Genomic DNA, 12,831 nt, shown 5'->3' on the forward strand with positions numbered 1-12,831 from the left:
AGTAGCTAACAATGGTGTTACATTTGTATTTGTGTTCAGAAACAATGCCAGGGGCAATGAATAAAGTTCTAATATAATTCTAATTTCTCGTGAAAGAAAGGTACTAATGCATAATTTTAGTTAGCAGGTTTTAACTGTGCCTTCATTCACCAATCCTAATTCGTAATACGTCCACACCTTTTATCCAACCAATGATTATTAACTTCATCGGCATCCCAGAGCGCTGCTTGCCAAACTTAAATTTTCTTTAAAAAGGGGATAAAACTATCTTGTGCCGCCACAACGTTGATGTTAGTGGAATTTACTGACACGCAATAAACAGCACAGTACGCTATTACAAGGATTGCTGCTTTGCGGGATTAAAAGCATCCAACATGTTATTAGCTGTACTGTCTGGATTTATTGTTGCTTCAATTATCCCTTTAATCGGTAAATGGCTGAAAGGAAAGTGGTCGGTCGTTATGACAATGCTTCCCCTGACCTTGTTTGTCTACTTCCTTTCGCTTATACCATCCCTCCCGGCAGATCAGCACCTTCTTGCTTCCTACAACTGGGTTTTGACCATGGGCATTAATCTCAGCTTTTTAGTTGATGGATTGTCCCTGTTGTTCGCCCTGATGATAACCGGGATAGGGGTCCTGGTATTCCTTTATACCTCGGCTTACATGAAAGGCGATGCTTATCTCGACAGGTTCTACGGCTACCTTAGCCTGTTTATGGGTGCGATGCTTGGGATGGTGCTTTCGGATAATATCTTCACCTTGTTCGTATTCTGGGAGTTGACAAGCATCAGTTCTTTTTTCCTAATCGGGTATAAAAATGAAAGTACAGCTTCACGCAAGTCCGCTTTGATAGCGCTTGCTGTTACAGGTTTAGGCGGATTTTTTTTGCTGGCTGCTTTTGCTATGTTGGGCACAATCGCCGGAACCTATTCAATACAGGAGATGATAGGTTCCGGTGATCAGTTAAAGGAACATCCGGCTTACCTGCCCATAATGGTCTGTTTGTTTTTTGCTGCATTTTCTAAGTCGGCCCAGTTTCCACTCCATTTTTGGTTGCCTGGCGCCATGAAAGCACCCACTCCCGTCTCCACTTACCTTCACTCTGCTACAATGGTTAAGGCAGGTATATACCTGCTGGCGAGGTTTACCCCGGTATTGGGTAATGTACCCGAGTGGAACAATACGTTACTGATAGTGGGCGGCTTCACCATGTTGTATGCAGCCTTTCACGCTATTTTTAAAAAGGACCTCAAAGAGATACTGGCTTACTCGACAATATCTGCGCTGGGTATGCTGGTGTTTTTATTGGGCCTGGGAACATCGGAAGCGTTGCTCGCTATGCTGGTATTTATCGTTGTGCATGCGTTGTATAAAGCCACTTTGTTCCTGGTAACGGGCATTATCGACCATCAAACAGGAACCCGGGACACCACGGTATTATCCGGGTTGCGAAAGGTAATGTTGCCTGTAGCAATAGCAGGTGGGTTGGCAATGTTGTCTAATTCAGGTATACCGCCAACGATTGGTTTTGTAGGCAAAGACCTGGTTTATGCATCTACCCTAAGTTCTGAAGGATTTGCAATCATCATGACGGTTGTTGCGGTCATAACCAATATACTGCTGCTGTATGCCAGTGTTTTGGCAGGAATAAAACCTTTTGCAGGCAAACTGCCTTCAACCTTAGAAAATACCCGCTTGCCCGAATGGCGATTATGGCTGCCACCTTTAGTCTTAGGCATTGCCGGCCTGGTGCTGGGCTTTTTTCCTCATATACTGGAAGGCGGGATTCTAGGGCCCGCACTCAATGCACTAGTGCCTTCAGCTGCCGAATTCCATTTGCAGTTATGGCACGGCTTTAATTTTGTATTAGCCCTGAGCGCAATCACCATTGCAGGTGGTTTGTTATTATACCGGTTCTTTAAGCCCGGTACAGGGGCATCAGCAATACTGGCAAAGCTTCATAAAACATCGCCCGAAAATATTGCCCATCTTTTCAATCGAAATTTCAGGGTTTTTGCTACCCGCTGGACCAGCGTGCTGCAGAATGGATATTTAAGGATCTACATACTCACCATCGTTTTTTTTCTTACCGCCTTAATGGCATATAAATCGATGACGAAGGTTGTCGTGTCAGTTAACCTGAATAAGGTATCACCGCTGACATCCACCGAACTGGTTGTGATGTCTATCCTGATTATCGCGATAATCTATGCGGTTTATACACCGTCGCGGCTGTCTGCAATAGCAGCTATGGGCGTTATCGGGTATTGCGTGTGTTTGATCTATGTTTTTTATAGTGCACCTGACCTGGCCATGACCCAGTTTGCTATCGACACCTTAACCGTGATCCTTTTTGTTTTAGTACTGTATAGGTTCCCAAATACATCAACCATTCAAGTTGGCCGATCAGGATACGTGACGGTTTGGTTTCATTGGTTTTTGGATCGCTGGTTACCATCTTAAGCCTGGAGGCATTTTATGAGGTCACCAATAAAGAAACCGCAAGATTTGTTGCAGAGAACGCTTACACACTGGCCAAAGGAAAAAACGTAGTAAATGTGATCCTAGTGGACTTTCGGGGAATAGATACCATGGTTGAAACAACAGTATTAACCATTGCAGCATTAGGTGTATTTGCACTTCTGAAGTTGCAATTAAATAAATACGACCAGGAATTATGAAACTATTGATATTAAGAACCACCGCAAACTTTCTACTTCCGCTATTGCTGTTGTTTTCGCTCTTTCTTTTATTACGAGGGCATTACCTGCCTGGAGGCGGCTTTGTGGGCGGGATCATTGCAGCCATAGCTTTCGTATTGCATGCATTTGCCTTTGGATTAAGAAGTACCCGAAAGCTACTCAGGGTGCATCCGATATCATTTATGCCCGTGGGGCTTGGTTTAGCCGTATTCAGTGCTCTACTGCCGTTATTAAAGGGCCTGCCCGTGATGACAGGGTTATGGCTGGATGAGCCTTTCCCGGTGGTAGGTTTGGTAGGCAGCGCACTGTTATTCGACGTGGGAGTTTACCTGGTTGTTCTGGGTGTGGCGCTAACAATTATTTTCACCATTTCAGAATCTGTGTAAAATGGAGATCATCTTAGCGATCATTGTCGGACTGCTGTATGCATCCGGAATTTACCTGATGCTCAGACGAAGCCTGGTGAAACTTGTTGTGGGACTGGTGCTGTTGGGTAATGGGGTAAACCTTTTAATTTTCTTATTGGGAGGGCTTGTGAGGGGGAAACCGCCGATCATTCCTGCTATGGATCGTGTGTTAGGTGAAATTTATGCTGATCCGGTGCCCCAGGCCCTGATCCTTACCGCCATCGTAATCAGTTTTGGCATGCAGTCCTTTGCCATTGTTCTTATAAAGCGCACTTATATCGTATTGGGTACCGACGACATGGACGAAATACACACAACAGAGGAAGAAGATGACTAATAACCTGATCATATTACCAGTAATGCTTCAGTTTACGCTGGCAATTGTTTTATTATTCTTCTGTAAAAGAATAGCGGCGCAAAAAATAATTAGTATAGCAGGAAGCATTGTTGCAGTTGTTATCGCTGTTGGTTTATTTCGCCAGGTTTACGAAAAGAGCATACTAACGATGCAGGCTGGTAATTGGAAGGCGCCTTTCGGGATAACTTTCGTAGCCGATACGTTTAGCACCACAATGATTTTGCTGGCATCGTTATCAGCCCTTGCCGTTGCGGTGTTTTCCACGGTGAGCATAAAAAGAGCGAGGATGAAATTTGGTTATTTTCCAAGTTTTCATTTCTTGATCATGGGTTTGAACGGCGCATTTCTTACCGGGGATATCTTTAATTTATACGTATGGTTCGAAGTCATCATCATCTCGTCGTTCGTATTCATCACCCTTGGGGGTAAGAAAGTTCAGATTGAAGGAGCCGTAAAATACTTTACGCTCAACTTCCTGGCCTCCATGATTTTTCTTACAGCAATTGCGGTACTTTATGGGCTTGCAGGAAGCTTAAACATGGCTGACTTATCGGGCAAAATTCAAACCATCAAAAACCAGGGAGTGGTTCAGGTAATCGCTATTTTGTTCCTGGTAGGTTTCGGAATAAAGTCAGCTATCTTTCCCTTGTATTTCTGGTTGCCGGACTCTTATCACACCCCTCAGGCAGCTATATCTTCCATCTTTGCGGGATTACTCACCAAGGTAGGAATTTACGCCCTTCTCCGGGTTTTCAGCCTGGTATTTATCCCTGATGATTTTATGAAAACCCTGGTGGTAATCCTGGGCGGACTAACCCTTTTCAGCGGCGGCCTGGGCGCACTTGTTCAAACGAATATGCGTAAGATGTTTTCTTATATGATCGTCTGCCACATAGGTTACATGATTGGTGGTATTGGGATGTTCACTGCTGCCGCATTATCAGGCGCAGTATTCTACCTTATTCATGACATCATTGTTAAAACAAATCTTTTTCTCGCAGGAGGGCTGATCTATAAAATAAATGGGGAGGTTAATATGAAACGGATGGGGAGCATGTATGAACAGTATCCGGCATTATCGCTCCTGGTTGCCGTACCACTGTTTTCGTTAATTGGTGTGCCGCCATTATCAGGTTTTTGGCCGAAAATCAATCTTATGAGCGAGAGTTTTGTTACGGGTAATTACTATCTGTTGGGCTGTATTATATTCGGGAGCTTCATTACTTTATTCGTGATTACCCGGTTTTGGTCTGAAGTATTCTGGAAAAAAAGGGAAGCACTTGCCAGGAAGCCATACATCAGGTATTTTGATCAAATGTCGCGGTCACAGAAGACGTTCCTGATTACGCCAATTGTATTCCTCAGTATCATTTCCCTGTACATAGGCCTGGGTGCAGAAAACATCTTCAGGCTTTCGAATCATATAGCAGCTGAATTGGTTGATACATCAACTTATATCGATGCCGTCCTGGGAGCTGCAACAACCAATGTAACGCCATGATGCAAAAGCGGTTTTTACTAAACATATTACTTACGCTGGTGTGGATAGCACTAACGGGCTCCTTTACTTATATCAATTTGTTCTTCGGTTTTGTGATCAGCTTTTTTGTGCTTTGGATCATCAGCAGGGGGAACCCCGACAAACGCTACTTTACCATCCTTTTTAAAGTGATAGGGTTCTTCTTTTACTTTCTGTATGAAATGCTCAAGGCGAATTTCCAGGTAGCTTACGAAGTCATGACTTTCAACCTGCATATGAAACCCGGGATCGTTAAAATGGAGCTGGATGCGCGAACAGATCTTGAAATTACATTACTCGCAAGCCTGATTTCCCTTACACCTGGCACATTGGTTATCGATGTTTCGGATGACAAAAAGGTCATGTACGTTCATGGCATGTACCTCGAGGATCGTGCCCGATTTATTGAGTCCATCAAGATGGGGCTCGAGAGGCCGCTGCTTAATATTATGCGTTAACAATGACATTACAGAATTTTATATCATATGGTATTCTACCGGCTTTGTCGTTAGCGACTCTTTTGGTATTTATCCGTTTCCTGAAAGGACCAAGCATTATAGACCGGGTAATCTCTTTTGATTTGATGGTTATCATTGGCATAGGTGCCATTGTCGCTTACAGCATTTTAACCGACCAGCCAACCTTCCTGGATATTGCTATGGTTGTAGCACTGATCGGATTTTTGTCTACGGTCGCATTTGCTTATTACCTTGAAAAAAGAAACCGAAATGATTAATATACTTATCGCCCTTTGCACAGGTGCTGGAGCAGTTGCAATTTTGCTAGCCGCAATTGGCCTGTTGCGCATGCCGGACCTCTATTTACGGTTATCGGTAACAACAAAAGCAGCAACGCTCGGTATTGGGTTAATACTCGTTGGCGGGGCTTTTCATTTCCAGGAAGTGGGTGTCACATCCCGGGTACTGGCGATTATCTTTTTCATCACCTTAACCGGTCCTGTTAGTGCGCAGCTGATAGGACGCGTAGCTTATTTAGTAAAGGCAAAGATGTGGGAACATACTATTACAGATGAATTGGATGGCAGGTACGATAGTGAGTCTCATACCCTTGAAAGCGACCTGAAGTCAGACGAAAATGATACGCCCAAACCTTAGAAACGGTCTACCAGCTTTGCAGGTACAAAGGCTTTGCACACCGTTAAGCCGGGGAAATTACTTGTGTCCGAAACAATGGCGTTTATCTAAGGCCCTTGCTGGCTTGATTTGCCCCGCAATGGTAAACGGTACAAGCCGGGAGTGTAATTCACCAAAAATTGGCGCAATCATCTACAATTAAAAAACCGGGGCCTGGTTCAAAGAAGATGGCCTGAATGACCTGGTTTCCCGTTGATCAATACACAACATTCTTAAACATGCCTCTGCCCGCCTCTGAAGGCCAGGTATAAAAGAAGGTTACGTAAAACGATTACGCAAACAGTAGTACCGGCTTTACCGCCTGGTTCCCCGGCAACCTGTTGGGCTTGTGTGGGAACAAAGTATTAACATCAAATTGTCACTTACTTGTACTTTCTGTTGTTGTTTTACAAATCAATCTAGTATGCGCAAAATCCGGAAGTTAGAATAATATTTCCGGCAGATTAAATCCGGTTACCAATTACGGTACCGGATGTGCAAAACAGTCTTTTATCACCAGCAAGCAGCAATCACAATGAAAGTAATATATACGGCGACGGCAACAGCAACCGGTGGCAGAAACGGGCAGGTAAAATCCGATAATGGTGTATTGAATGTACAGGTTAAACCACCCCGGGCAATGGGTGGCGCTAACGACGATCACACCAACCCGGAACAACTGTTTGCAGCGGGTTATTCCGCCTGTTTTGACAGCGCCCTTAACCTTGTTATCAGGCAGGAAAAAGCAAAAACTGGTGAGACTTCGGTGACCGCCAGGGTATCAATTGGTTCAAACGATAATGGTGGTTTTGGCTTAGCGGTAGAGCTGGCCGTCAACATCCCGGGCGTCTCTATGGAAGAGGCACAGCGACTAACTGAACGAGCACACCAGGTATGCCCTTATTCAAATGCAACCCGCAATAATGTCGAGGTAAAACTTACAACTACGAACAATTAGCGCGCCTAGCAGGGAACTTTACACAACTGAGCAACCTCAGTGTAGGGGAGTGTGTAGCCGCCATTATAGGGACGCTGATGCCGGACATCATCTTCCAAATTCTACGGCTTTACATCATTAGTTTAGCCTTTTGCTGGTGTTACCTGTTACCAATGCCCATATTGTTTTGTCAGTGGCGCGCCTTAATAATAATCAATCCGGTTTAAGCGATTGCCTGAAGAACAAGCATTGAACTTTAGCCAAATACATAGACCAACAGTACCAGATCTTATGAACAATCAAAACATCGCCTATTCTATTTTGGAGCTTGCCATTGTTTCGCAAGGTGATACCATCCAAAAAACACTCCACAACTCACTGGCATTAGCTAGGGAAGCAGAGGCAAAAATTTACAAACGCATTTGGTTCGCCGAACATCATAATTCGGATAGCATAGGCAGTAGCGCCACATCTATATTGATCGGGTTTGTGGCGGAAAACACGAGTACCATCAGGGTTGGTTCTGGTGGTATTATGTTGCCAAATCATTCTCCGCTTATTGTAGCAGAACAGTTCGGAACCCTTGCCCATTTATACCCGGATCGAATTGATTTGGGTCTCGGAAGAGCACCAGGCACCGATCAGCCCACTGCCCAGGCCATACGTTCAGACTTTATGATTGCTGCGCAGTCGTTTCCTGATGAGGTGGCGAAAATACAGCAGTACTTTTCTCTAGAAAACAAACGAGCCAACGTAAGGGCTACCGTGGCGGAAGGCACAAACGTACCATTGTACATATTAGGTTCGAGTACCGACAGTGCTCATCTGGCAGCAAAGAAGGGTTTGCCATATGCTTTTGCCAGCCACTTTGCATCGGCACATTTGCTCACTGCATTGCGGATTTATAAAAATGAATTTCAGCCTTCCCCTTTCCTGGATCGCCCGTATACGATGGCGGGTATCAATGTGTATGTCGCTGATACCGATGAGGAGGCTGAAAGCCTATTTACCAGCTTAATCAGGATGTTTGTGGGTGTTTTAACGGGTGCAAGAGATCCCTTACATCCGCCAACAGAGATGACCGAAGACCTAAAGGAGCTCTTCCAACATCCGGCGGTTAACCAAATGCTTAAGTACTCCTTTGTAGGCAGTAAGCAAACCGTAAAGAAAAAAATACAGGCTTTTCTAACAGAGACTGGAGTGGATGAATTAATCATGGTCTCAGCCATGTACGACATCAACGACCGGTTGAAGTCGGCGCGATTATTCGCAGAGATCATGACGGAAATCAACGAACAAGGTTAACCAGGATAGCTATACACCTTGCTATCACTTCCTGGCCACCTGTCTGGTCACGGGCACCCTGTTAACCTTTTTCTTACGCGCAATGCGGGTACCAACGGCGAATTATCATACGGGAAGTATACCTTATTCCGGCTGCCCGGTTAACTGGCTAACGTAGTTAACTTTTGGTTTACCCGAAGAAGCTGGCGGATATCTTCCAGGGCTGATGGATTCTTTACAAGTACTTTACATCGACAAATTACCTGGCTGATACATGCTGTTCACTGGTAAGGAAAGTGCTCCGGGCATTTCCCATTCGATTAAGTTGTGCTGGTAGATTACTGGGACGCCCTCCAAACCTGTTCAACTAGCCGGGCTAAAATGATGCCCTGAGAAACTACAGCTTATACTCCAATAACGGCAGTTAAACTCCACATAGCCGCATTAACAAAATATTTCCTGGGACACGATAGTACTTCATGTCCTTTGGAAGGTTTAATCAGCAGTCAGGTACAGGTAAGACATCCCACCATAATTATGCTTCCGGTATCAACTACGGGCTGGCTTGTACATTTAAAAGCATAACACACAAAATACAGTAAGCGCTCGAATAGTAATCGATCCATTCATCAATATGAAAAAAACACTATTGCTCCTTCTTTTTGTAACAACCATGCTCATGGGAAACGCACATATGCAAAATCCTGTTATGTGGAAATATGGCGCGCGGAAGATTGATGCTATAACGTCTGTGCAACTGAAAGCCACTGTTGATGCGGGCTGGCATGTTTACAGCCAAACTACCCTCAAAGGTGGCCTTGTTCCTACTTTCATCAAATTCAATGAAGACTCGTTGGCTTCATTTTCGTTAACAACCAAAGAAGTCGGAAAGTTTCCGGGGGGTGATACGAAAGTTGGTTTGAAAATCAGGCCAAATGTTTCGCCTGGTATAACAGTATATTAGCTTTAAACATTCGAAGAGAACATGGAGATATGCAGGTACGAAATTCGGTGCAAATACAGCCTTACTACTTTTTCCAGACGCTAAGAAAACAAACGTTTCCGGAAGGTTGCGGTGATGATCCGGATATAAACAAATTTTTTCAGCTTCTTGATGGTGTAACAGGAGCGTATAACAAAAAAGATCTTTAAGCATTAAATAACAAATAAATGAGTATTCTAAAAGCTTTCCTGCTGCTTACTTATGTTTCCTTTTCTGTTACGACCTTTTCACAGGATCGATATGAATGGAAGCAGGCGTCATCAAATGGATACACGTACCGGTATGTAACTAACGACCCGATGGCTACCCGGTTTTATACGCTGAAGAACGGGCTTTCGGTTATTTTATCTAAAAACACCAAAGAGCCCCGGGTAGCGGTTAAGATTGCCGTAAGAGCAGGAAGCAATAACGATCCGAAGGAACATACGGGTCTTGCACACTATTTAGAGCATCTCTTATTTAAAGGAACGGATAAATTTGGTTCCCTTGATTGGACCAAAGAGAAACCTTTGCTGGACAAAATCGAATCTTTATACGAGCAGTACAACGGTACTAAAGACGAGGCAAAACGCCGTGAAGTGTATAAGGAGATCGATCGGGTTTCGGGTGAAGCAGCAAAGTTTGCCATTGCCGGTGAATACGATCACCTCATGAAAGCCTTAGGGTCGCAAGGAACAAACGCGCACACTTCTGTAGAGGAAACGGTTTATCACGAAGATATTCCGGCTAACGCTATGGATAAATTTCTTGCTATACAGGCCGAACGGTTTCGCAACCCAATCATGAGGATTTTTCATACTGAGCTGGAAGCGGTGTATGAAGAAAAGAACAGGGGCTTAGATAACGACGGAAATAAAATGCAGGAAGCGATGTTTTCTACTGTTTTCCCGACGCATAACTATGGACTTCAAACGACTATCGGTACCATAGAACACCTGAAAAATCCCTCAATTACAGCAATCCGTGATTTTTACAACAAGTATTATGTGCCGAACAACATGGCGGTGCTCATGGCCGGAGATTTTAACCCTGATGAACTGATTAAAAAGATAGATAATCATTTCAGCTTCATGAAAGCTAAGCCCGTGGTAGAATATAAGGGAACTAAAGAGAAGCCCATCGAAGGGCCGGTTGTGAAGGAAGTTTACGGACCAACGGCTGAAAGCATCAGGATTCTGTATCGTTCAGCTCCGGCAGGTACAAGGGAGGCAATGCTTGCTGATCTTGCAAGCGATATCCTGGCAAACGGCAAAGCCGGTTTGATTGACCTGAACTTAAACAAGCAGCAAAAGGTACTCGGAGCGGGGGCGGCTTTGTGGCAGTTTAAAGATTACGGCATTTTCTTCTTATTAGCATCACCCAAACAGGGTCAAAGTGCTGATGATGTGAAGGATCTTTTACGAAGTCAGATTGCACATTTAAAGAACGGAGACTTCGATGAAACTTTGGTTAAAGCAACTGCAGCGAATTACAAATTGAGCCGTTTACAATCTCTTGAAAGTAACGCTGCACGGGTAAATAGTATAATGGATCAGTTTATCAAAAACAGGGGCAACGAGTGGAACAAAGAAGTTGCCCTGATTGATGAAATGAGCAGGATCACTAAAAAGGAGTTGGTAGCATTTGCTAACCGGTTTTTCACCGATAATAATTATGTTGTCTTATACAAAAGAAAAGGAGAAGATAAAAGCATCACAAAGGTTGAAAAACCCCCAATCACTCCTGTGGAAACTAATGCCGGAAAAAGTTCTCCTTTTGTAAAGGCAATTATCGAAACCCCGCTTCCATCTTTAAAGCCTGTTTTTGTTGACTATAACAAAGATCTCCAGAGAGGAAAGGTTGGAAACGCAGAAGTGCTTTATGTTCAAAATGAAGACAACAGCTTATTCAGATTGTCTTATCGCTTCGATATGGGAAGCTGGAATAATAAAAAACTGCCTTTGGCTGCACAATACCTGCAGTATCTTGGAACCGATAAGTACACCTCAGAAGAAATCAGCAAGCAATTTTACAACCTGGCCTGCAATTTCAATGTGTTTCCAGGTGATGAACAGACAACCATTACGGTATCAGGATTACAGGAAAACTTTGATAAAGCGGTGAGCCTGTTTGAAGAGCTCCTGAAAAACTGTAAACCCGATGAAGCTGCTTTGGAAGGCTTAAAGAACCTGCTCACCAAGGCACGGGCGAATAACAAATTGAATAAAGGAGCAATTGCTTCCGCCATGCAATCATACGCAATGTATGGCCCCAAAAATCCGTACAACTATACCCTCACGGATGAAGAACTTAAGAATTTAAAGGCTAATGATCTAACCGATCTGCTGCATGGCTTAACAAACAATCAGCACAGGATAGGTTACTACGGCCCCCAGCCGATTAACCAATTAACTACCAATCTTCAAAAGCTGCATTCGTTGCCGGCATCATGGGCCACTAATTCGGATGCTGTAAAGTTTGAACGCGTAAAACAAACCGCCAATAAAGTTTTGTTTGCAAATTACGATGCGGTTCAGTCGGAGATCTTTTGGGTTAAAAATCTTTCGGTATATGATCCAAAAAATGAAGCTATGATCAACCTGTTCAATAGCTATTTCGGTGGAGGCATGGGTTCAATTGTTTTCTCAACAATTCGTGAGTCAAAAGCCCTGGCATATGCAACAAACGCCAGGGTGATAACCCCTGGTAAAAAGGACGACTATTTTTCAATTGTGGCATACGTGGGCAGTCAGTCAGATAAAATGAATGATGCTGTAACAAGTATGAATGAATTGCTGAATGAACTTCCAAGAACAGAGCAGAGTTTTGAAAATGCGCGCACAAGCCTGATGAAAAATATAGAAACTGACCGGATTACCCAGGATGGAATTATTACCAGTTACCTGAACGCACAACGTAAGGGTTTAGATCGTGACCTCCGGCAGGAAAACTATGCCCTTTACAGCACACTTAAGTTGGATGACATTTATAAGTTCCACCAGGAAACGTTAGCCAAACAGCCCTATACCTACTGTGTAGTTGCATCGGATAAACGGATTAGTATGGATGACTTAAAGAAATATGGTGAGTTGCAGGTCTTAAACCTCGAAGAATTGTTTGGCTATTAACATTCGGTGACACAGGGGAACACTGTTTTTACTTCAGTTTTTTGGATTCTTGGGGACCAACCGGGTATTTTCAATGGAGCTCCGGTTGCCCGCCCGCTGCGCCTGTCGGACGGGTGTCACTCACTTGTACAATATCTTTTCATGCTGCCTTTTCGAAGGAGAGCTTTGGGCCGAAATGCACATATCAGGTTAGACCGGATGTAATTTCATCCCTGGTAAATTGCGATCCACTTTTTGTAAAAGATGGGAAAGGCCGAATAACATAGCTGCAAATACAAGTGTGTGAGCCGCCAGAAATTGGGGGCACGCACATCTATGCGCAACGAGCATTGTGCCGTTTGTACCAAAAGAAAAAAAATTAAGCGTTAACCAGGTGTCA

The 12,831-nt window shown here is 43.9% G+C and carries 12 protein-coding genes; all 12 read left to right on the forward strand.

The window, feature by feature from the left end:
* The first annotated feature begins 374 nt into the window (after positions 1-374).
* The 12 genes from EXU57_RS22000 (at position 375) to EXU57_RS22050 (ending at position 12,452) form a co-directional block, all read left to right on the forward strand.
* Positions 375-2,465 carry a proton-conducting transporter membrane subunit gene (locus EXU57_RS22000; protein WP_207955573.1) on the forward strand — a complete coding sequence of 697 codons (2,091 nt, stop codon included), beginning with the start codon at positions 375-377 and terminating at the stop codon, positions 2,463-2,465.
* Entirely contained in the window at positions 2,426-2,683 is a 258-nt protein-coding gene (gene mbhE, locus EXU57_RS25470) for a hydrogen gas-evolving membrane-bound hydrogenase subunit E (RefSeq protein WP_207955574.1), read from the forward strand. The genes EXU57_RS22000 and mbhE overlap by 40 nt, the downstream gene beginning before the upstream one ends.
* Entirely contained in the window at positions 2,680-3,090 is a 411-nt protein-coding gene (locus EXU57_RS22005) for a Na+/H+ antiporter subunit B (RefSeq protein WP_133270425.1), read from the forward strand. Before mbhE ends, EXU57_RS22005 begins: the two co-directional genes overlap by 4 nt.
* A 1-nt stretch (position 3,091) precedes the next feature.
* Entirely contained in the window at positions 3,092-3,448 is a 357-nt protein-coding gene (locus EXU57_RS22010) for a Na+/H+ antiporter subunit C (RefSeq protein ID WP_133270426.1), read from the forward strand.
* The gene (locus tag EXU57_RS22015; protein ID WP_133270427.1) at positions 3,441-4,970 is read left to right on the forward strand and encodes a proton-conducting transporter membrane subunit; all 1,530 of its coding nucleotides are present in this window, start codon (positions 3,441-3,443) and stop codon (positions 4,968-4,970) included. The genes EXU57_RS22010 and EXU57_RS22015 overlap by 8 nt, the downstream gene beginning before the upstream one ends.
* Positions 4,967-5,446 (forward strand): Na+/H+ antiporter subunit E, encoded by a 480-nt coding sequence (locus EXU57_RS22020; RefSeq protein WP_207955575.1) that lies wholly within the window; start codon positions 4,967-4,969, stop codon positions 5,444-5,446. The genes EXU57_RS22015 and EXU57_RS22020 overlap by 4 nt, the downstream gene beginning before the upstream one ends.
* A gap of 2 nt (positions 5,447-5,448) precedes the next feature.
* The gene (locus EXU57_RS22025) at positions 5,449-5,724 is read left to right on the forward strand and encodes a cation:proton antiporter (protein ID WP_133270428.1); all 276 of its coding nucleotides are present in this window, start codon (positions 5,449-5,451) and stop codon (positions 5,722-5,724) included.
* A complete protein-coding gene (gene mnhG / locus EXU57_RS22030) occupies positions 5,717-6,103 on the forward strand; it encodes a monovalent cation/H(+) antiporter subunit G (RefSeq protein ID WP_133270429.1) in 387 nt (128 codons plus the stop codon). Before EXU57_RS22025 ends, mnhG begins: the two co-directional genes overlap by 8 nt.
* 553 nt (positions 6,104-6,656) lie before the next feature.
* Positions 6,657-7,079, forward strand: coding sequence for an organic hydroperoxide resistance protein (locus tag EXU57_RS22035; RefSeq protein ID WP_133270430.1), 423 nt, complete (start codon positions 6,657-6,659; stop codon positions 7,077-7,079).
* Positions 7,080-7,349: 270 nt separating this feature from the next.
* On the forward strand, positions 7,350-8,363 hold the full coding sequence (locus EXU57_RS22040) for an LLM class flavin-dependent oxidoreductase (RefSeq protein ID WP_133270431.1): 1,014 nt from the start codon (positions 7,350-7,352) through the stop codon (positions 8,361-8,363).
* A gap of 613 nt (positions 8,364-8,976) precedes the next feature.
* Positions 8,977-9,306: a hypothetical protein gene (locus EXU57_RS22045; protein WP_133270432.1), complete on the forward strand. Its 330-nt coding sequence runs from the start codon at positions 8,977-8,979 to the stop codon at positions 9,304-9,306.
* 206 nt (positions 9,307-9,512) lie between these two features.
* Positions 9,513-12,452 (forward strand): M16 family metallopeptidase, encoded by a 2,940-nt coding sequence (locus EXU57_RS22050; protein WP_133270433.1) that lies wholly within the window; start codon positions 9,513-9,515, stop codon positions 12,450-12,452.
* Positions 12,453-12,831 lie beyond the last annotated feature (379 nt).

Origin of the sequence: Segetibacter sp. 3557_3, assembly GCF_004354985.1 — a bacterium.
Lineage (GTDB): Bacteria > Bacteroidota > Bacteroidia > Chitinophagales > Chitinophagaceae > Segetibacter.

Coding starts and splice junctions, on each gene's coding strand:
- EXU57_RS22045 (WP_133270432.1), top strand. CDS start 8,977: ATGAAAAAAACACTATTGCTCCTTCTTTTTGTAACAACCATGCTCATG.
- EXU57_RS22020 (WP_207955575.1), top strand. CDS start 4,967: ATGATGCAAAAGCGGTTTTTACTAAACATATTACTTACGCTGGTGTGG.
- EXU57_RS22000 (WP_207955573.1), top strand. CDS start 375: ATGTTATTAGCTGTACTGTCTGGATTTATTGTTGCTTCAATTATCCCT.
- mnhG (WP_133270429.1), top strand. CDS start 5,717: ATGATTAATATACTTATCGCCCTTTGCACAGGTGCTGGAGCAGTTGCA.
- EXU57_RS22015 (WP_133270427.1), top strand. CDS start 3,441: ATGACTAATAACCTGATCATATTACCAGTAATGCTTCAGTTTACGCTG.
- EXU57_RS22050 (WP_133270433.1), top strand. CDS start 9,513: ATGAGTATTCTAAAAGCTTTCCTGCTGCTTACTTATGTTTCCTTTTCT.
- EXU57_RS22010 (WP_133270426.1), top strand. CDS start 3,092: ATGGAGATCATCTTAGCGATCATTGTCGGACTGCTGTATGCATCCGGA.
- EXU57_RS22040 (WP_133270431.1), top strand. CDS start 7,350: ATGAACAATCAAAACATCGCCTATTCTATTTTGGAGCTTGCCATTGTT.
- EXU57_RS22025 (WP_133270428.1), top strand. CDS start 5,449: ATGACATTACAGAATTTTATATCATATGGTATTCTACCGGCTTTGTCG.
- EXU57_RS22005 (WP_133270425.1), top strand. CDS start 2,680: ATGAAACTATTGATATTAAGAACCACCGCAAACTTTCTACTTCCGCTA.
- EXU57_RS22035 (WP_133270430.1), top strand. CDS start 6,657: ATGAAAGTAATATATACGGCGACGGCAACAGCAACCGGTGGCAGAAAC.